Source organism: Pedobacter borealis DSM 19626 (assembly GCF_000708285.2).
Classification (GTDB): Bacteria; Bacteroidota; Bacteroidia; order Sphingobacteriales; family Sphingobacteriaceae; genus Pedobacter; species Pedobacter borealis.
This window is the reverse complement of sequence record NZ_JAUG01000101.1, coordinates 1-19,373: the sequence shown is the minus strand read 5'-3', so window position 1 is coordinate 19,373 and position 19,373 is coordinate 1. Positions and strand designations below refer to the sequence as shown.

The 19,373-nt window shown below is 36.5% G+C and carries 19 protein-coding genes and 1 tRNA gene; 11 read left to right on the top strand and 9 right to left on the bottom strand.

The features are described 5' to 3' along the window. The coding region (locus tag AW17_RS20380; protein ID WP_029279527.1) for a M57 family metalloprotease at nt 1-363 on the top strand (363 nt) is incomplete at its 5' end. A gap of 258 nt (nt 364-621) precedes the next feature. On the opposite strand, the gene AW17_RS20375 is transcribed toward AW17_RS20380, so the two are convergent. Both AW17_RS20375 and AW17_RS20370 read right to left on the bottom strand, forming a co-directional pair. Further along, entirely contained in the window at nt 622-1,056 is a 435-nt protein-coding gene (locus tag AW17_RS20375) for a VOC family protein (RefSeq protein WP_029279525.1), read from the bottom strand. A gap of 674 nt (nt 1,057-1,730) precedes the next feature. Then, nucleotides 1,731-2,012, bottom strand: coding sequence for a tyrosine-type recombinase/integrase (locus tag AW17_RS20370; protein WP_280740055.1), 282 nt, complete (start codon nt 2,010-2,012; stop codon nt 1,731-1,733). Between the two features lie 433 nt (nt 2,013-2,445). Between AW17_RS20370 and AW17_RS20365 the strand changes: the two genes are divergently transcribed. The 3 genes from AW17_RS20365 (at nt 2,446) to AW17_RS20355 (ending at nt 3,995) form a co-directional block, all read left to right on the top strand. Then, nucleotides 2,446-2,931, top strand: a complete 486-nt coding sequence (locus AW17_RS20365; RefSeq protein WP_029279521.1) for a TlpA family protein disulfide reductase — start codon at nt 2,446-2,448, stop codon at nt 2,929-2,931. Nucleotides 2,932-2,975: 44 nt separating this feature from the next. Then, nucleotides 2,976-3,743, top strand: coding sequence for a DUF3667 domain-containing protein (locus tag AW17_RS20360; RefSeq protein ID WP_157280377.1), 768 nt, complete (start codon nt 2,976-2,978; stop codon nt 3,741-3,743). Between the two features lie 96 nt (nt 3,744-3,839). Beyond that, on the top strand, nt 3,840-3,995 hold the full coding sequence (locus AW17_RS20355) for a hypothetical protein (RefSeq protein WP_157280376.1): 156 nt from the start codon (nt 3,840-3,842) through the stop codon (nt 3,993-3,995). Nucleotides 3,996-4,542: 547 nt separating this feature from the next. Here AW17_RS20355 and AW17_RS20350 read toward each other — a convergent pair. Then, nucleotides 4,543-4,616, bottom strand: a tRNA-Ile gene (locus AW17_RS20350). Nucleotides 4,617-4,842: 226 nt separating this feature from the next. Between AW17_RS20350 and AW17_RS20345 the strand changes: the two genes are divergently transcribed. Continuing rightward, entirely contained in the window at nt 4,843-6,936 is a 2,094-nt protein-coding gene (locus AW17_RS20345) for an HRDC domain-containing protein (RefSeq protein ID WP_051691998.1), read from the top strand. 77 nt (nt 6,937-7,013) lie between these two features. Next, nucleotides 7,014-8,282 carry an Hsp70 family protein gene (locus AW17_RS20340; protein ID WP_029279513.1) on the top strand — a complete coding sequence of 423 codons (1,269 nt, stop codon included), beginning with the start codon at nt 7,014-7,016 and terminating at the stop codon, nt 8,280-8,282. 803 nt (nt 8,283-9,085) lie between these two features. Here the strand turns inward: AW17_RS20340 and AW17_RS20335 are convergent. The 5 genes from AW17_RS20335 to AW17_RS20310 form a co-directional block, all read right to left on the bottom strand. Then, nucleotides 9,086-9,862 carry an AraC family transcriptional regulator gene (locus AW17_RS20335; protein WP_029279511.1) on the bottom strand — a complete coding sequence of 259 codons (777 nt, stop codon included), beginning with the start codon at nt 9,860-9,862 and terminating at the stop codon, nt 9,086-9,088. 128 nt (nt 9,863-9,990) lie between these two features. After that, nucleotides 9,991-10,200: a S1 domain-containing protein gene (locus AW17_RS20330; RefSeq protein ID WP_029279509.1), complete on the bottom strand. Its 210-nt coding sequence runs from the start codon at nt 10,198-10,200 to the stop codon at nt 9,991-9,993. 104 nt (nt 10,201-10,304) lie between these two features. Next, entirely contained in the window at nt 10,305-10,502 is a 198-nt protein-coding gene (locus AW17_RS20325) for a cold-shock protein (RefSeq protein ID WP_029279507.1), read from the bottom strand. A 7-nt stretch (nt 10,503-10,509) separates the two neighbouring features. Then, the gene (locus AW17_RS20320) at nt 10,510-10,695 is read right to left on the bottom strand and encodes a cold-shock protein (protein ID WP_029279505.1); all 186 of its coding nucleotides are present in this window, start codon (nt 10,693-10,695) and stop codon (nt 10,510-10,512) included. Nucleotides 10,696-11,648: 953 nt separating this feature from the next. Next, nucleotides 11,649-11,873 (bottom strand): cold shock domain-containing protein, encoded by a 225-nt coding sequence (locus AW17_RS20310; RefSeq protein WP_029279501.1) that lies wholly within the window; start codon nt 11,871-11,873, stop codon nt 11,649-11,651. A 286-nt stretch (nt 11,874-12,159) separates the two neighbouring features. On the opposite strand from AW17_RS20310, the gene AW17_RS20305 reads away from it, so the two are divergent. The 5 genes from AW17_RS20305 to AW17_RS20285 all read left to right on the top strand — a co-directional run bounded on the left by AW17_RS20305 (nt 12,160) and on the right by AW17_RS20285 (nt 18,156). Then, complete coding sequence (locus AW17_RS20305) at nt 12,160-14,868, top strand: PQQ-dependent sugar dehydrogenase (protein WP_051691997.1); 2,709 nt, start codon at nt 12,160-12,162, stop codon at nt 14,866-14,868. Between the two features lie 432 nt (nt 14,869-15,300). Further along, a complete protein-coding gene (locus AW17_RS20300) occupies nt 15,301-15,936 on the top strand; it encodes an HAD family hydrolase (protein WP_051691996.1) in 636 nt (211 codons plus the stop codon). 8 nt (nt 15,937-15,944) lie between these two features. Then, nucleotides 15,945-16,265, top strand: a complete 321-nt coding sequence (locus tag AW17_RS20295; RefSeq protein WP_029279495.1) for an Mpo1-like protein — start codon at nt 15,945-15,947, stop codon at nt 16,263-16,265. An 813-nt stretch (nt 16,266-17,078) separates the two neighbouring features. After that, a complete protein-coding gene (locus AW17_RS20290) occupies nt 17,079-17,642 on the top strand; it encodes an alpha/beta hydrolase (protein ID WP_051691995.1) in 564 nt (187 codons plus the stop codon). A 259-nt stretch (nt 17,643-17,901) separates the two neighbouring features. Beyond that, nucleotides 17,902-18,156 (top strand): hypothetical protein, encoded by a 255-nt coding sequence (locus tag AW17_RS20285; RefSeq protein ID WP_029279491.1) that lies wholly within the window; start codon nt 17,902-17,904, stop codon nt 18,154-18,156. Between the two features lie 253 nt (nt 18,157-18,409). Here the strand turns inward: AW17_RS20285 and AW17_RS20280 are convergent, their stop codons facing one another. Then, nucleotides 18,410-19,114 (bottom strand): FadR/GntR family transcriptional regulator, encoded by a 705-nt coding sequence (locus tag AW17_RS20280; protein ID WP_029279489.1) that lies wholly within the window; start codon nt 19,112-19,114, stop codon nt 18,410-18,412. Nucleotides 19,115-19,373 lie beyond the last annotated feature (259 nt).

Genomic DNA, 19,373 nt, shown 5'->3' with positions numbered 1-19,373 from the left:
GGTGGCTACATCACTTTAGGCTCATCTGGTTTTCCTACTTCAAGCGGCGAACCATTTAATCAGGTTAAAATGAATACGAATGTTAATGCCTACGGAACCAATCCTAATTTATTGTATTTAGCCTCAGTTTTGCAACATGAAGTTGGGCATTGTATAGGATTCCGTCATACAGACTATATGAACAGAGCATATAGCTGTGGAGGAAGACGTTCTAACGAAGGAACAGCAGGGGTTGGTGCAATACAAATCCCAGGCACACCATCAAAAGCAGATGCAGAATCATTTATGCTGGCTTGCTCTAACGGGGGCAACCGTACATTTAATGCAAATGATGTAATTGCAATGAATTACCTTTATAAATAAACCAAATACAGATCAAATAAAAAAGTATAGATCAGATAAAAAAGGAGGGAGACTGAAAAGTCTTCCTCTTTTTTTTTGAACTGAAAAGGCTGGAAGAATATATTTTTTTATGCTTTTAACAATATAGCCTTATTTTGTTGCCATCCTACTTTTCTTTTCATGAATACCCATACTCAAAGTGTTAAAACAATAACGGGTAAAGTTGTTGATGAAACCAATCAGCCATACGCAATGAGCCGGCGAAAAGACCAGTTAATCTTAACCGTTATAACCTGGGTCGAACTCTACAATCCATTCAATACCATATTTGTCCCTGAACATTCCGGCATAGGTACCCCATGGAGTATCACCAATTGGCCCTTCTACTTCTCCGCCTGCAGACAATCCGTTAAATATTTTATCTGCCTCTTCAACAGTCTCGGCATTTACGTATATTTTAGACCGGTTTTCATTTTCGCTTACCGGTCCTAAAAATCCGGGAACATCGTTGGCGATTAAAACATTGTTTTTGCCAAGTGGCAAGCCGATATACATTATTTTATTTGCCTCATTTTCGGCTACCTGAAAATCGGGGCCTGATAAATCTTTAAAACGGGTGATTTTTGTAAACTCGCCGCCAAAAACTGACTTGTAAAAAGTGAAGGCTTCTTCGGCATTGCCGTTGAAGTTGATCCAGGGGTTAATTGCTCTCATGATTTTTATTTTTAATTTTTTGTTGCTAAAACAAATGCATAGGACTACACATCCTCTGACAGTCTGTCCTTCTAAAGGGGATATTTTTTAAAAAGATTAGAAATCAGCATATTTTTACAACTAAAATAATTAATTGAATCCCAGGTTTTATAAAAAATCAAACAAATGTTAAAAAACGTACTTTCAAGAAAGTTCAGGTAGCAAAAAAAACCTTCAAGTTATCCTTAAAAGGGGTTTAAAGCAGTGGGCGACAAGAGGGAAAACTTGAACCGTTTTATGGATGATTTGAGGCTTTTGATTAATTTAAGGGAGATTCAAAGTAAGGATAGTGGGTAAAAGTTGAACCATTATTCCAAGAGAAGTTTTGAGGGGTTCAAGAATTTTTTCAAGCTAGAGAGATTTAAACTAACACCAGAAGGATGATAGTTAAATAAAATCAGGCATATTCCAGTGTCCTTTGTAAGCATGGTGGTGGTTTACCTGATTTTAGGATGTGAATCTTCACTGATGTACTTCATTCTTTGAGTAGCCGCTCTGCACAACCTAAAAACGATCAATTAGCTAAAAACAATGCTGTTTTAGCTGCTTTGGCAAAATAGTTTTTAGTTTTCTAAAAAATTTAAAGCATCCTTCTGATCAAAGGATGCTTTTTTTTGTACCTAAATTTAAACCAACTATTCAAAATCTAAGGGACTTATTACCTTTCTTTTCGCCAAATCGGTTACATAGGTATAAATTTGAGTAGTTTTCAAATGGCTATGTCCCAATAAATCTTGAATATACCGAATATCTGTTCCGTTTTCTAAAAGATATGTAGCAAAACTATGCCGTAAAATATGGGGACTTACCGGCTTAAGTATTTTTGCCTTTAATGCCGACTTTTTAATTATCTGTTGCACGCTTCTGGCTGAATACGTTTGAGCATTCTGTCCTTCAAATAAATATTCTTTAGGTATGATTTTATGTTTGATAAACTATATCTGGCAATTTCCATCTTTTGCTTAAAAATTTCAGAATACCTCATTTATCGTTTTATTTTTTACATTTAGAAAAACATTCGTAAAGTCAGCTACAAAAAACACCTAAAAAGGATGTAACTACCTAAATATAAGAAAAATAAGTTAACAAAATTAAAAAGAATTTACGAAAGTACTTTTAAGGAGGATTTACGAAATACGTGAATACAAACGTTAGCGGCTATATTGTGACCGACCGTGCTGAAATATTTTAGATATAAAGAGTTGAAAATAATCTATTTAACTAATAAAAAAATCATGAATAAAACAAAAAGTTTTGCCGTAGGGCTTATCGCAGGAATTTTAACTGTTTTTGTAATATCAGTTATTCTTTTTTTAATTTTCGGACACATAACAACTAAATAAAAAAATTATGAATAAAAAATCATTTTGGACAGGTTTTTTAACAGGGGTTTTTCTAACAATCATTACACTATTTCTTGTTATTAGAAGCTTTATAATTCAACCAGACGTATCATTGAGTAAAATGAAAGTTGAAGATTTAAGCGGAAAACAAGTCAATCTTTCAGAAATGTTAGGAAAACCAATCGTTATTAATTATTGGGCAACTTGGTGTGCACCTTGCAGGCAAGAATTTCCTGAATTTGAAATCGTTAAGAAACGATTGGGAAACAAAGTAACATTTTTAATGATTTCAGACGAAACAACAAAAGTGATACAAAGATTTAAAGACAAAAACTCATATTCTTTTAATTATTTAAGAGCCACTAAAGGATTTGAAGAAGTAAGCGCACGACCTACAACATTTATATATAACAGTAAAGGTAAACTTATTACAAAGCATACAGGCGGTTTAAACGAAAAGGAGCTAATGGAAATGTTAAATAAAATTGAATGAATACAGCCGCAAACCGTTAGCTGCTATATAACGACCTAACCTTAGTGAAACAAAATATGACAATAACCTGCAAAAACTGTAACCAACATTTTAAAGGACATTTTTGTAACAATTGTGGACAAACTGCCGATACCCACAAAATAAATTTTCATTTTTTGTGGCACGACATCCAACACGGACTTTTTCATTTTGACAATGGATTTTTTTATACTGCAAAACAACTTTTCACAAGACCAGGAATTGCAATCAGAGAATTTATTGACGGAAAGCGAGTACGGCATTTTAAACCGATTTCATTGGTTATTTTATTAGCGACAGTATACGGACTTTTATATCATACTTTTCATATTGGGTTTACGGATTTAGTTCAGGTTACAGGTTCGGGTGACGATAAAATAAATGTTGAAAAAATAAATGAATGGATGAGTACCCATTATGCTTGGGCTTCGCTTTTGACACTTCCATTTTATGCTTTGGGGACTTTTCTTGTTTTCAAAAAACAAGGATATAATTTTGTAGAACACTTGGTTTTAAACGCTTTTTTAGCAGGACAAAGATTAATTCTTCGTATTACAACATTTCCTATTATCTATGCTTTTAGTGGAACACCAACGATTAAAACAGTTACGGAATTTATAACTCTTATAGACTTTATACTTATGGTTTGGGGTTATTCTCAATTTTTTAATAAACTTTCTAAACAAAAATCCTTTTTACTGACCTTGTTGAGTTACCTGATTTTTGCCTTAACTCTAATAATTGTTGGCGGACTTATTGGAAGTGGAATATATTACTTTTGGACACGACATTAGGCAGACCAATACTGCCGCTAACACGGGTTTTGCGTCAGGCGGGCTGAAGTGCAAAAATCAACAGTAGTAATTCTATTTAACTTAAATTTCAAAAAAATGGACGACAAAGACTTTGTATTCGTAAACAAACCTTTGACAGAAAAAGAAGATAAAGAATTTAGCGATTTTCTAAAAACTCGTAAGAAAAAATCTGTATCGGCTAATGTAAGAACAAAGTCTAACTCTTATATGGGTAATAGCACGAACCGATAACAGCGGTTTGGCGATATGGCGGGTTTAGTGCTAAATTCAATGGCAGTTCTTCGATTGAACTTTTGTACAAAACTGAACATTTGTGCTTCGATTTCCGCCACTTCGCCAAGCTGCCAACCGTTAGCGGAAAGGTTACCGACACCCGAAACAAACAAATAATAGCATTATGAGGAAAATATACTTGACAATTGCATTGATGTTTTTCTGCGGTCTTTCAATCGCACAAAATAATTTTTTCGAATTTTATACGGACTCTTTAAAACTTAAAAATGACAATAACGCACTTATTGGGATCACATCATTTTGAGCGAAAATAGCTACTACAGCTTTGCTGATGATGGAATGATGTAACTTGGCGAACGCCAAAATGCGCCAAATCAAAAAAGTAAAACAGTTAATAACGAAGTTTTGGAAGCTAACTAGAATTGGTTAGATTTGAAACAGTAGCAGTTGCTACTATTACAGAAAACAGCCCTTAAACGGCCTGAGCATGTTTTTTGAGCAACAAAAAACCCCTTCAAGTTATCCTTAAAGGGGTTTAAAGCAGTGGGCCCACCTGGGCTCGAACCAGGGACCAAAAGATTATGAGTCTTCTACTCTAACCAGCTGAGCTATAGGCCCGGAAAAAAGGTTATCCTTTTTTGCGAGTGCAATGTTACAAATTTGAATTGAATTTTCGAAAATGTTTTCTGCATTTTTTCATAAAAAGAAAGAATATAAACTCATTTTCAAGTGCTTAATTTTACTTTTCATTTTACGGACTGTCTTTTCTAATTAAAAATTGTGGATAAAACGCCCATTAATCTATCCTCAAATCCATTTCGAATAGGTTAATTTTGTAATTGATATGAATACGCCCGATCCGGACAACCAACTTCTTTTAGATTTTTTAGCCACTACCAACCAGCCTGTTTTTTTAACCGGTAAAGCTGGAACGGGCAAAACTACACTCCTTCGTAAGATTAGAGACACCACCAAAAAGAATTTTGCCATTGTTGCCCCCACTGCTGTGGCCGCCATAAATGCAGGTGGTGTAACACTTCACTCCTTTTTTCAGATTCCCTTTGGCCCTTTGGTTCCTGTTGTTGATGAAAATGCTGAAACGAATTTTAAATATTCAGACGAAAAAACAAGGTTATTACGCTGCCTTGATTTATTGATTATTGATGAGATTAGTATGGTTAGGGTCGATCTAATTGATTTTATCGACCGTACCTTAAAACGTGTTAAAGGCTCTAACCGTCCCTTTGGTGGCGTTCAGGTATTAATGATCGGCGATCTTTACCAGCTCTCTCCTATTTTTCATGATGCCTGGCATATCCTGGGCAGTTACTATTCCAGCCCTTACTTTTTCGATAGCCTGATTTTCAGGTCTACGCCGATGCTTACGTTTACCTTAGATAAAGTTTATCGTCAATCAGACCCCATATTTCTGGATATTTTGAACGGCATGCGCGAAAACAGTCTTGATGCGGGCTTACTAGTGAAACTGAATGAGCGTTACGATCCATCTTTAAATCAGGAATGGAAAGATGATTACATTACTTTAACCACACACAACCAGTTGGTTAACGAAATTAACCAGGGCTGTTTAGAAAAATTACCAGGAGAAATTTTCGAATTTAATGCGGAGGTCAATGGCGATTTTCCGAAGGATGCCTACCCTACCGATGAAAAACTCCAGTTAAAACTGGGTGCGCAGGTTATCTTTATCAAAAATGATTCTTCAGGCAAAAAGCAGTTTTACAATGGAAAAGCGGCAAAAATAACCGCTATTAGTCAGGATTCGATAAAAGTAACCTTTACCAATGGTGGCAGGGAAATCGAAGTAGAAAAAGAAATCTGGCAAAATGTTAAATATAGCCTGAGTGCCGAAGAAAATAAAATCGACGAAACCAGCACCGGATCATTCTCCCAATACCCGTTTAAACTGGCATGGGCCATCACCGTACATAAAAGCCAGGGATTAACCTTCGATCAGGCGATAGTTGATGTAAGCACCGCATTTACCCACGGACAGGCCTACGTAGCACTGAGCCGTTGCAGAAGTTTAGAAGGGCTTATCCTAAAATCACCTGTGGTTGCCGAAAATATCATTACCGATGCCAAGGTAATCAGTTTCACAAAAGGCGCTCACCAGGATAAACCTACACCAGAGCTGCTGGCACGTTATAGTCAGCGATATGCCTGGGGATTGATCCATGAATTGCTGGATTTCTCACTGGTAGCCAAAGATTGGGAAAAACTCGGGCGTTCCAAACTGATCGACAAAGACGAGAAAAACACCTTTTTATCAATTTACGAACAAGGCAGCCAGATCCTTCAGCACGAAATCTTTAAAGTGGCCAGGAATTTTATCGCAAAAGAATTTTCGAAAATAAGCACCGATGAAAATCCGGCAAATGAAAGTGCTTTTATGGAACGTTTGCAGAAGGCATCTGAATATTTCATTCCAAAACTGGAACAGCTCATTACCTTAATGGCAAGAATTGTGGCCATCAACTTTTATAATGATACCCGCTCCGACAAACTCCTTACGCTATTAAACGATTGTAAAGATGCACTCCAGATCAAGCTGGCTTTATTTAAAATTTCATGGAATCCATTTTCTATCAAAGATTATATCCATACGTTGCGCGCAGCAGGCAATAAACAACCGGAGAAAAAACCGGTTAAATCGAGCATCAAGCCAAAAGAGATTTCCAATCCACAGGTTTATAAAAATCTGGTCGAATGGCGCAAAACAATCGCGCTGCAACGGGGCACTCAAGATTATGCGGTACTTTCAGACTTAGCACTACTTTCCATTGCAGAAAAAATGCCCAGAACTACCGATCAACTGGCAGCACTTAAAAGCGTAGGCATTGGCAATGCAAAAGAACTTGGCCAGCAAATTACCCGCATTGTAAATGCCCATTTGGGTACAAGTGAGTTATTTTAAAAATTTTAGTTCTTAACGCTTTTTTTTATACTTTCGCAACCCCATTTTAGTCGCCAAACACACCAGCATATCAAGCCATGAGTAAGTTTTTATACGGAATCGATTTTGGAACAACCAATTCGGCACTTTCTATTTATGATGAAGAAAAGAAAGAAATTGTAGATACCATTTCTATCCCCTCATTAATCTATTTTACAGAAGTAAAAAGTGTTATTGATGGTGAAAGTCACATTGTTGGCGAAAAAGCAATCGATGCTTACCTGAGCGATGGTATGAAAGGCCGCTTTATCAAATCCATTAAACAGATCCTTTCGAGAACTACTTTTACTGAAACCCGTATTCACAATAAACGATATACAGCTTCCGATCTGGTTACACTCATTCTTAAAGACCTGAAAGAAAAAGCCGATCTGATTACGGGCTACGACTGCCAAAAAGCCATTATCGGCCGTCCGGTTTTCTTTGATGACGATAATACCATGAAAGATACCCTGGCACAAACCAGGTTAAAAAAAGCTGCTGAAAGCGCGGGTTTTACTGATGTGCGTTTTCAGTTCGAACCTATCGGGGCGGCCTTTGCCTACGAAAAAACAATTAAGAAGAAAGAACGCGTTTTAGTGGCCGATTTAGGTGGGGGTACAACAGATTTTACCTACCTGATCCTCTATCCGGATAAAGTTGGCAGCAAAGACCGTAAAAACGACATGATTGCCTCTGGTGGTATCTACATTGGTGGCGACAGTCTCGATTCTGCTTTTATGTGGGATAAAGGCACACCGTATTTTGGGAAGAACACCATGTATGAGGCTACACCTGGCAAAGTTTTAAACGTACCAAAATCGCTTTTTGCCAATATTTGTACATGGGATAAAATGAACTTTTTTAACGGTTTAAAAATCCAGAAAGAGATTGAGGAATATTATTATTACTCTGGGAACGATCCGAAATTTAAAAACCTGATCACCTTGATCGAAAATAACCTCGGTTATTCCTTGTTCAGATCGATTGAAAAAGCAAAGATTGAACTTTCTGACCAGCCTGTTTCTACTTTTGCCTATAGCAATATGGAGATCGAGATTGATGAAAATATTTCGCTCGAACAATACAATTCTATTATCGAAAAAGACGTCAACAAAATTGATGCTTATCTGGATCAATTTATGGAAACATACAAAATCAACCCGGAGGAAATTGACTGTTTGTTTTTAACCGGAGGAACATCGATGGTTTCGGCAGTGCAAAACTTGTTTAAAACCAAATTTCCACACATTCCATTGAACTCTGGCGATAACTTTAAAAGTGTAGCTAAAGGATTGGCTTATAGTGGCTATCTTTTTGAAGAATAATATGTTACCCTAAGTGCAACTTAGACTCCGAAGGCGCTGCGAAGCAAATCTGCAAGATAACAGAATTATCTCTTAGGCCATGGTCGATGTCTTCACAGATTATTTCATTTAATATTCTGAACCACATAAGATATGTAAGTTCATTGAAGCTAATATGTTCTTAAATGTCTTACATGGTTAAAATATATACTTTGTGGTCAAAGAGAAACTGATTTACATCAGGAGCACAACGTCTGTACAAAACATTTAGTTTCTTCCCGTTTTCCCGAACTTTCGGGATACCTTGTTTCTGCAGGGTAATGCTCAATGTCATGAAGTTAAGCACTGTGTTTGTCAGTCTGAGCGTAGTCGAAGACTTCTTGAGATCGATAAATCGCAAATAAATGCCCTTCAACTACACTCAGGGTGACATCTTTTTTATGATTTATCTCTTAACTTAATGACATTGGAGTAATGCTTCAACCGGGGTTAATGGGCCAAAATAGTATTTCATTTTTCGGATTGTTACGTGCAATAAAGAGAATAATAATTGTGTGCATGCGATGCTCTAGATTAGCGCAGACGCTTACTTGTATATACTAAAATACAACTTCGTAACATTATTAGGAATATTTTTTTTCTTTAAGCTAAGATTTTATAATTTAGCCGACGCAAAATTGGTGCGGCTGATAAAATAAATGCAGTAAGCAAAACTTTACGCGTTAGGCGTGAAAGCAATTAATGTAGTGAGGTCTGGAAAACCTGTTCTCTAGAAGAGATGAAATCGAACTGACGAACATTTCTTTGGCAGACGCACCAATTTTTCAAGTTAGGCGGCTAAATTGAAGTACCGATATGCCTTTATGCCGTCTAAAGCTCGTGCTAAAATTAGTGGTTTGTTCAAAACCCAATAGTTCGGCTATTTCATCAACCGTATAATCGCTATGAAGCAACAATTCTTCCGCTTCGCGCATAATCCGATCTTTGAGGAGCACTGTTAAACTTTTCCCTAGTACACGGTCTAAAAATTTATTCAATTTGCCAGTGCTCATCCCCATGCCTTCCGCATAAAACTGAATGGACCTTTCTTGCTTATAAAATTGCTCCAAAATGGCCCTAAACCGTAATACCTGCTGTAAATCATCTAAGGTTAAAGCAGCGAGATAGCCGTCTAAACCAGCCGTAAAACCCAGAAATAATGATAAGTATTGCGCTAAAAAGGACATATCTTTTTTAATATTGATTTCTTTTTTTAGCTGATCGAGCAAACTATAAGTTTTAGTTGATTTGTGCGAATAGAGATCCCGGAAAGACAAATTTAAGAAGAGATTCTTAGCCTGAGGATCTAAGTGCTGAAGTAAAAATTCGGCATATAATAAACTGCTAAAACTGAGCCAATAACCTGAGGTAATTTCTCCTTCGAGCCTAACCAGGCCCTCTTCCGGAATAAAAAATATCCTGCCGTTTAATAAGGGGTAATCACCAGAATTCATGCACAAAAAGCCTTTCCCCTCACGTACAATCAACATACGCATAGGGTATATTGCCTGCAACGCACGTTCTCTTTTAAAAAAACCGGTAATTGGCTCTAACTGTATCATAAACTTAAGGATAAACAACAGTAAGACCAAAGTTATCAGATTTGGTTACAAGTTGCTAAAATAATCTATTATAATGATTAAATTCTATCTGTAATACAGGCTATAAGAATCAAAGCATTAAACAATCATTAATCCTTCGGCTCAATAATTAGCACATTTATTGCAATTGATAATGTTTGATGCAATTCGAAAGAAACCTTTAAACCCTTTTTTAGATTAAATCCATTTATTGGGCCGCTTTGATAAAACAGAACTTCTTCTCCAATATCGTTCCTGATTTTCCCAAAGCCTTCAGTTTCATTATAATAATCTATTGTCCCCATTTCTTTTGTTACCATTTCGACCTTTTGCGTTAACTAATATATTGCTAACCCAAAAAACTGTGCCAAATAATAAATAGACCGGTAAATATAATATAAAAAGAACCTGCTGTAAGGCTTACCTATGCAGATAGCACCATCACCTTAATGGCCTCGATACCACTTTGTGTAAATTCGATTTCAAACTGAACAATATTATTGGGCTTTATCGGATCGGTTACACCGCGGGCAAAAACACTCACTTCGCGCCCACCATTTGATGGAGTAATACTGCCAACACCTTCTTTAGGGTTATAAAACTTTACGGTACCTAATCTCATTGCACCATTAAATCAGTTTTACATCAACCGCATTGGGACCTTTTTTCCCTTGTGCTATTTCGAACTCTACCCGATCATTCTGGCTTATTTTATCAACTAAGCCTGTAACATGAACAAAAACTTCTTCGCCATCTTCTGTTATAATGAAGCCAAAACCTTTAGATTCATTGTAAAACTTTACTGTTCCTTGCATTTAATTTAGATTTAATACAAAAACTCAAAAAGTTTTAGCAATTAAATAGATTTCCATATCAAATCTATAGATCAAACGACAATTAATGATGATTTTAATATTCAGACAAACAAAGCACATATAAACAAAAAAAAGTCGCAGACTGAATCAGCAACTTCGCTATTTTATTGCGTTACACTAAGTATTAACAAAGCGAATTTGAATCAAAAAGCCAACGAAAACCAGCGCTTTTTACCCGCATCGATATCACGATTGGCATAATATAAGGTAATACAAGCCTTTAATGGAAGAAAATTTATAAAGCTGCTCCTATTAAATAAGCGCTTATCTTACATTTATTATTGCACATTCCAAACAACCCTAAATATTATGAGGCTATTGTGAATACCAGAAAATGAATTCTTTTTTTATCCGGATACCGAATTTTGCCGCATCATCAAAATAAACCATTCGAAGAGAAAAATTTCTCTTGAAAAAAGTATTTGAAAATTGAACTAACCCTTTTTTCCGCTAAAAATCACAAAGAAAACACTAAAACCACCTAAAAGGAAAACTATTCCAAGAATCAAATTTACTTTATCGCCCATTCTGTAAGTTACAGATTAAAATCAGAATGACAATAGGCTGACACAAAATAATTCAAAAAACAACTTAAAGTTGTACGATTTTTAATTTTTATATCTTTTTTATACTGATTCCGATGAGTCCGGTTGATGATGAGATAAGCTGATAACTGACCCGATCGCCAAATTTAAGTCCTTCGAGCCTAAGAACAAGGACCCGCTTTTTAAGCTGATCATCTTCTAAAAAACAGATAGGCTTATCCTTATGAAATGCGACTATGGTTCCCGTTGCCATGCGTATGAAATCAATTATTTTATCATAACTGATTTTAAATAGCCTAAACGGGACACTCTTAGAAGAGATTAAGCAGAATTTTAAAATCGAAATCTTTATATTAAAATTTTGGGCCTCACCTTAAGTTTAGCTACACCCATTATGTTTTTAGCAACTACTCCTCTTTTCGTAATAGCAGTATCAAATTCGACTGTACTTCCAACATACAAACCTTTAGCTTTGCAATCTACTATATCAAAATAGATGCTTTCTAAAACCAAATATTGAGAGATTAAACCGAAACCTCTTTCTTTATTGTAAGCTGTTATTACTCCAGTCATCGCATTATTGTTAGCGTGTATACCTATATAAAACTAACATTACCAATACAATACCTATTAAACAGTAGAGATTCTTAAAGAAAAAATAGATAACCTTAATAAATTTGTTGATGTATGAATTTTGACGAAAACGTTTTATAATTTCATTTTGGATCTATTCAATATATAATTCAACCGCCCTATAAATAACTAATTCTATTTTGACATTATTCGCATAATTTTTGATACAATACTTCAGGCTATAAAACTATATCCTATATTTATTCAAAATACCTGAACCAAATAAATGAAAACAACTTTTACGCTACTGTTATCTGCCATTGCATTTGTATTAATATCGGCAACAACACTAAACAAAAACATTTACGAAAGCAGGGCTTTCGAATTTTTCCCCAAATATAAAATAGACACACCGGATCAAGACCGTTTTGTAAAAGTGACCCTTGCACAGGGAGAATTTACAGAACCTACCGAAATGACCATCCTCCCTAACCTGGATATTTTGGTAGCACAGCGCAGAGGCGAAGTGTTGATTTATAAAAACCAGACCAAAAAAATCAAAGAAGCTGGTAAACTCGATGTTTATTTTAAAGCCACCGTCCCTGATGTGAATGCAGAAGAAGGCTTATTGGGTATGGCTGCAGATCCAAAATTTGCAGTTAACAAATATATCTACCTTTTCTACAGTCCGTTTGATAAATCTGTAAATCGATTATCCAGATTTAAGCTAATTAATGATCAGATCGTAAAAGAATCAGAAAAGATCATTTTAGAATTTTATTCTCAGCGCGAAATCTGCTGCCATACCGGAGGATCTATTGCTTTTGGATCTGATAATTTACTTTACGTTTCAACAGGTGACAACTCTACTCCTTTTGATGTACCCAAACAACAATATGTAAATAAAGGCTATGCCCCGCTCGACAACAGAAAAGGTTTAGAACAATACGATGCCAGAAGATCGGCCGGAAATACCAATGATTTAAGGGGTAAAATTTTAAGGATCAAAGTAAATGAAGATGGAACTTACAGTATCCCTGATGGTAACCTTTTTTCTAAAAACAACCCAAAAGCCAGACCAGAAATTTATGTAATGGGAAATAGAAACCCTTACCGTATTTCGGTAGATCAAAAAAACAACTTTTTATATTGGGGAGAAGTTGGCCCCGATGCCAGTAATGACGATGCTTTAAGAGGCCCGAGGGGTTATGACGAAGTAAATCAGGCCCGTAAAGCAGGTAATTTTGGCTGGCCCTTATTTGTAGGTAATAACTATGCGTATAAAGCTTACGATTATACCAATGGAACAAACGGGAATGCATTTGATCCTGAAAAGCCAATTAACAATTCGCCAAACAATACAGGTTTAGAACAACTGCCACCTGCGCAACCTGCCTATATCTGGTATCCGTATGGCGAATCGAAAGAATTTCCCCAGGTAGGCTCAGGCGGGCGTACCGCAATGGCCGGACCAGTTTATTATGCAACTGCAAACTCACCCTACCCCGCTTACTATAACGGAAAACTGATTATTTACGAATGGGTACGTGGATGGGTTAAAGCCGTTACGATGAATGCACAGGGTGATTACCTAAGTATGGAACCTTTTATGTCTAATGTTCCTTTAGCTGCACCTATTGATATGGAATTGGGGCCTGATGGGAAATTATACATCCTTGAGTATGGTAAAGGTTGGTTTACAAAAAACCCTGACGCAGCAATTACGAGGATTGATTATTTAAAAGGTAACCGACCTCCATCAGTTGAAAGTTTAAATATTGCTAAAACAAGTGGATTACTTCCTTACAAATTAACCGCAACTGTTAAGGCTAAAGATCCAGACGGAGATGCTTTAACTTACATTTGGAACCTGGGAAAAGGAATTACTAAAACTACTACCACGCCAAGTTTACAATATACCTTTACTAAAGCGGGCGAATATCCGGTAAGTGTTACTGTAATTGATAAAAGTAAAGCTTCTGCAAAAAGCCAGGTTGTACCGGTTTTTGCAGGGAACGAGCATCCAACTGTAGCTATTGACCTAGCTGGAAACAAAAGTTTTTATTTTCCGAATAAACCAGTTGATTATAAAGTTTTAGTAAGCGATAAAGGTGCTAAAGTGAATAATAATCGCATATACATTTCAAATACCTATACAGAAGGAACAGATTTAGCAGGAGCACAACTGGGTCACCAACAAGCAGCACAAACCCTTGTGGGTAAAACGATTATGTTAAAATCTGATTGTAGTACTTGCCACAAAGAGGCTGCTGTTTCTATTGGCCCTGCGTTTAACAAAGTTGCGGCTAAATATAAAAATGACAGCAAAGCGGTTGATTACCTGGCATCAAAAGTGATTGGCGGTAGCCATGGCGTATGGGGAGAAGTACCAATGCCTGCACATACCGCAATGAAAGAAGCTGAAGTGAAAAAAATTACAGAGTGGATTATGACTTTGGGCAACAAAGAAGCCGTTAAAGCATCACTTCCAACCGCTGGAAAAATTATTCCACCAGCAACTACTGATAAAAAGAAATCGGTACTAACCTTAAAAGCAACGTATACCGATGCAGGTGCAGCAGGTTTAAAACCTTTAACCACCACTAATCTCATCAATCTTAAAAGCAGTATCATTGATGCCGACGACATTAAAGATTTTGCAGGTTTTCAACGAAAAGATATTTTTGGTGGAGAAAAACTTGTTTTGACTAAAGATAATGGCTGGTTAGCCATTAAAAATGTCGACTTAACCGGCATTTCGGGCTTTGGTTTTTCATTCTTAAACCTTGATCAAGGTGCCGATGGAGAAATCGAAATTAGGTTGGATGACAGTAAAGGTATTATGATTGGAAAATCTACTTTTAGGAAAAGTATCCCGATCAGCATGCTTTCAGATGGAAAATTCCATTCTATTTATTTTGTGTTCAAAGAACTAAAAAGCGGCGACAAAAAGAATAGACCAATTATTCAATCGATCACGGTAGAACCTAAATAGGTTTATAAATAAAATCATTTTGATGTTGCGTCATTGCCGCGAAGGCGGGAATCTAGTGTTATTAAGTTAAGTACCATGCCCGTTGTCAGTCTGAGCTTGTCGAAGACCTTTTTATAGACGAAAACAAAAAAAAACATTTGTCCTTCGACAGGCTCTCCGTAGGAGTCCTTTGGACAGGATGACAATATTTTTTGTTTTCTCCTTAGCTTAATGAGACATTGGATTGGAACCACGCAGTGCTCAGCGAAGCTATCTTAATGCAAATTGATCTGTATTAAGATTCCCAATCATTTGGGAATGACGATCCTACGAAATATTATGCCCGAAACTTACTTACAATAGGTTTCGGGTTTTTTATTGAAAAAAAAATACCGTTTAATACCCTCCATTAAATCAGCAGTAATATCTTTGCAGCAAATGCTAAAGGATTCCATGCAAAAAATTAAAAACATTATTTTCGATTACGGAAACGTAATATTTGATATCGATTTCAGAATTGCGCAAGCATCTTTTCAAAAGTTGGGCATTACCGACATTGAAAATTTCTTTGCTCATAAAGCACACAATCAATTATTTGATGACTTTGAAACTGGAGCAATCTCTCCTGCCGAATTTAGGGCAGGGATTAGAAAGGCAGCGGGCAAACCAGACTTAACCGATAAACAGATTGATGATGCCTGGAACAGCTTATTGATCGGTACCATTCAGGAAAACCACGATTTACTGCTTCAGGTAAAAGAAAAATACCGTACATTTTTACTGAGCAACAATAACGAAATCCATTACGACTGGATTATCAACTACCTGAAAACCACTTTCGAAATCAATAATTACGATGCTTATTTTGAGAAAGCCTATTTTTCTCAGCACATGAAACTGCGTAAACCCAACACCAATATCTTCGAACAGGTATTAAAAGACAATAATTTAGATCCTGCTGAAACTTTATTTATTGATGATAGCCCACAACACATTGAAGGCGCAAAAAAAGTAGGTTTAAATACCTTATTAATGACCGAAAAACCTGCTCAACTGGAATCTTTTTTAAAAGCAAACGGAATTTTGTAAATTAGTGTATGTCAGAAAAAAAGTTTAAGTCGCTAAAAGAGTTCTACCCTTTTTACTTGTCAGAACATACCAATACCACATCGCGTATTTTACATTTTATTGGTACAGGATTGGTTTGCCTTGCTTTTTTCACAGGATTTTTGTTTCACAACTGGCATTTCTTTCTGGCCATACCCGTTCTGGGATATGGTTTTGCGTGGGTTGGTCACTTTTTCTTCGAAAAAAACAAACCTGCTACTTTTCAGTATCCGGGTTATAGTTTAGTAAGTGATTTTATTTTGTTCTACGATTTATTAACCGGGAAACAATCTTTTGTAGTGAAGAAATAATTCGGCGTGATTAAAAACAACCACTCGGCCTAAACTCGATTGAAGCGGCATCCTTTTTGGCTGTCACCCTGAGGGGTAATTTATTTCATAAAGATCAATATAAATGACGTTGAAATATCAGCTGGTATATAATTCCCCTCTTTTAGAGGGGTGTCCGCAGGACGGGGTGTTCTATTTGTCCTAGCCGGACAGGCCTTTTTCTTTTGGAACCAAAAGAAACAAAAGTGTCGGCTGAAAATTTTTGTATTGAAGTTTTTGCATAGGCTTGGCCTGTGGATTCCCAAAAATTTGTTAGGCCGATTTAAGTAGAACGGGGATATAGTGCTGTGGCCTAGCTGGGTGGAAATGTATAGTGTTGCAAATATCTTATTAGTAAGTAATTGCAAAATAACGTCACTGGTAACGGAGTCGAAGGGTATCTTCAATCATTCCCAAAGCATCATAATTAGGAGCGCAATTTGGTGCAACTATTAAGGTTTGTTCCCGCTTTCCGTTTTATCCCGATGAATTATCGGGATGTTCACTCCAATCGGGACTAGGTGGCTCGTTAGGTGGTACTATTTTTGGCTGGGTGCTTACCTGCACAAGCCCTTGTTAATAAACCCGGTAGTAGCGGCAGCCCCCGATTCTTCATTGGGGCTACAGCGAATAACGGGGCTGCTGTTTCCGATTATTACTAAACGCTCATTTTCAGAAAAAAAACCATATAAAAGTTAATAGGAGAGCAATTCGGTACAACTATTAAGGTTTCCTCCCGCTTTCCGTTTTACTTTGCCTGCGGCTTCGTGTTCACTTCAATCGGGTCTAGGTGGCATGGCCTGTATTCAGATGATCGGCTGGGTGTTCGATGGTCCGGTAGATCCTGAATGGAAATATGAAACCTACGTAGCTAAAGAGTTGGTAAGTTATATTGATGAACATTATAAAACCATAGCCGAAAAAAAGGGTAGGGCCATTACCGGTTTGAGTATGGGCGGCCATGGCGCACTATACCTGGCCATTAAACATCAGGATGTGTATGGTGCCGTAGGTAGTATGAGTGGTGGTGTAGACATTAAACCTTTTCCAAATGGGTGGAATATCTCGAAAAGATTGGGAACACAGGATGAATTTCCAGAACGTTGGAAACAGAACAGTGTGATTGATATGATTTACCGCATTAAGCCAGGATCACTTGCTATTGCTATTGACTGTGGCACTGAAGACTTTTTCTATAAAATGAATGTACGTTTGCATGATGAGCTCCTGTATAACAACATTCCTCACGATTTTACTGCCAGACCTGGTGTACACAACTGGGATTATTGGGCCAATGCGATTAAATTTCAGAGCGTTTTCTTAAGCAATTATTTTAACGCAAAACCTTATATAATTTAGGCAGCAAGCTGTAAACAGCAGTCAGTTTTTAATGGGCCTGCAATCCAACCGAGAAAAATAATGCGCAGACTCGTAAATATGCCAATCGCAATGAAATTAAAATGATGTAGCGATAGTAATGTAGTTTGCATTAAAATTAATACATCATTTTAAGTAAAAAATTAACTTTTAGATTACATACAAGCTAAAGACTTACCATATTTTTGACCGTTCTCGAAATCTTATTTATAAAACAGGAAACGAAGATTTAAAACCAAAAATGAAATACTTAGTCAAAGAAATCAGTGACGGAAACTGCGACATTACATTATTGCCAGAAAACCTGAATGATAGAAATCTTTTAGCCGAAACAACGAAAAACCTTCAGCACGATTATCAAGAAGCTATTCAATCGCATTATGAACATGCGTTGAAAAATGAAGTTCATGGCAATGCGGCATTTGTTTCCTTAAACAATGAGGAAAGCAATTATCCGAAAAGAGTAAACGTAAATTACCAGATTATCTTAAGTTAAGCGGATATTCTTCTGGCAAAGGCTTTCTTTATGGCAAAGAAGCCTTTTTTGTTTTAAGATTCTTTTATTCAGCCAAGAAATATGGATCAAATCCGGCTATCGTTGAGAAAATGAATGGTAAATAAATCTCAAAAACATTAAGAACTTAAGGTCATTAAGGTTTTAAAGTATTTTTTTTCGAAGAGGGCTTATGTCAATTAACCAATTAAACAGTTAACCGATTAACCCAACTAATAACTAGTGAACCAATGAACTATTCCTCCGCAAATAAACGGTTAAAATGATTTTCGAGGTGATTTCTCATTGCATTACGGAAAAGTTCTGGCGATCCGTTTTCTAAAATATCGACTAAACCTTTGTGCGATACAAACTTATGGAGTTGTCCTTGCTTTTTTAGTAAGCCACTATTGTGTACAAAATCAAATATCGGTAATAGCATGCTCTGAAACTTTCTCAAGGTTTCGTTTCCAGTGATATCATAAAGCTTTCCATGAAAGGCAATCTCATGATCGATATTAAACAAATGATCTTGTGAAGCTTCGGGCTCATTATTTACTATGGTTCTCAGTTCTTTCAGGTCTTCATCTGTAATGCGCTGAAAAAGAAAATCAGCCATTCCAATTTCGAGCACCAACCTGATTTCGAATATTTCTTTCAGCGTTCCCTGATCTAAAATATGTGGATTCATACTTTTAGAAAGGATGCCAAATAAATCAGGGCTGGTAATTACCGCACCTTTTTTCTTTTTCGATTCGATTAATCCCATCATCCGTAATCTCAACATGGCTTCGCGAACAACCGTTCTGCTTACACCCAGGGCGGCACAAAGCTCGAGCTCGGTAGGGATGCTGTCTCCAACCTTAAGCTTACGCTCCTGCAAAAGTTGAACAAGCTTATCTTCTACACGATCTACCAACGAACTGGTATCCACTTGTTTAAAATTACTGATGCTCTCCATTATTATGTATAATTTATTTTCTTTGAAAATCTGTCTTTAAATAGCTTTCTGGGCAAATATAAAGTTAAGCAACTAAATATTCACTCAAAATTTATTCAACTAATACCCCGAAGCTCTGCTTCGGTGGTCTCAGCGGAAAGTTTGAAAACGAAGAGTTTTCAAAAAAGGTAGATTTAACACAAAAAGCGTTATTTTCGTTTCATGAGCGATCATATCCACAAGAGCCATAATAAGAGTTTGTTGCTTTATCATTTGGTAT

Excerpts from the sequence above, each read along its gene's own strand:
- AW17_RS20300 (WP_051691996.1), top strand. The coding sequence starts at position 15,301 with ATGCAAAAAATTAAAAACATTATTTTCGATTACGGAAACGTAATATTT.
- AW17_RS20375 (WP_029279525.1), bottom strand. The coding sequence starts at position 1,056 with ATGAGAGCAATTAACCCCTGGATCAACTTCAACGGCAATGCCGAAGAA.
- AW17_RS20355 (WP_157280376.1), top strand. The coding sequence starts at position 3,840 with ATGGACGACAAAGACTTTGTATTCGTAAACAAACCTTTGACAGAAAAA.
- AW17_RS20290 (WP_051691995.1), top strand. The coding sequence starts at position 17,079 with ATGGCCTGTATTCAGATGATCGGCTGGGTGTTCGATGGTCCGGTAGAT.
- AW17_RS20280 (WP_029279489.1), bottom strand. The coding sequence starts at position 19,114 with ATGGAGAGCATCAGTAATTTTAAACAAGTGGATACCAGTTCGTTGGTA.
- AW17_RS20305 (WP_051691997.1), top strand. The coding sequence starts at position 12,160 with ATGAAAACAACTTTTACGCTACTGTTATCTGCCATTGCATTTGTATTA.
- AW17_RS20330 (WP_029279509.1), bottom strand. The coding sequence starts at position 10,200 with ATGGTAACAAAAGAAATGGGGACAATAGATTATTATAATGAAACTGAA.
- AW17_RS20325 (WP_029279507.1), bottom strand. The coding sequence starts at position 10,502 with ATGAGATTAGGTACCGTAAAGTTTTATAACCCTAAAGAAGGTGTTGGC.
- AW17_RS20345 (WP_051691998.1), top strand. The coding sequence starts at position 4,843 with ATGAATACGCCCGATCCGGACAACCAACTTCTTTTAGATTTTTTAGCC.
- AW17_RS20340 (WP_029279513.1), top strand. The coding sequence starts at position 7,014 with ATGAGTAAGTTTTTATACGGAATCGATTTTGGAACAACCAATTCGGCA.
- AW17_RS20310 (WP_029279501.1), bottom strand. The coding sequence starts at position 11,873 with ATGACTGGAGTAATAACAGCTTACAATAAAGAAAGAGGTTTCGGTTTA.
- AW17_RS20335 (WP_029279511.1), bottom strand. The coding sequence starts at position 9,862 with ATGATACAGTTAGAGCCAATTACCGGTTTTTTTAAAAGAGAACGTGCG.
- AW17_RS20295 (WP_029279495.1), top strand. The coding sequence starts at position 15,945 with ATGTCAGAAAAAAAGTTTAAGTCGCTAAAAGAGTTCTACCCTTTTTAC.
- AW17_RS20285 (WP_029279491.1), top strand. The coding sequence starts at position 17,902 with ATGAAATACTTAGTCAAAGAAATCAGTGACGGAAACTGCGACATTACA.
- AW17_RS20320 (WP_029279505.1), bottom strand. The coding sequence starts at position 10,695 with ATGCAAGGAACAGTAAAGTTTTACAATGAATCTAAAGGTTTTGGCTTC.
- AW17_RS20365 (WP_029279521.1), top strand. The coding sequence starts at position 2,446 with ATGAATAAAAAATCATTTTGGACAGGTTTTTTAACAGGGGTTTTTCTA.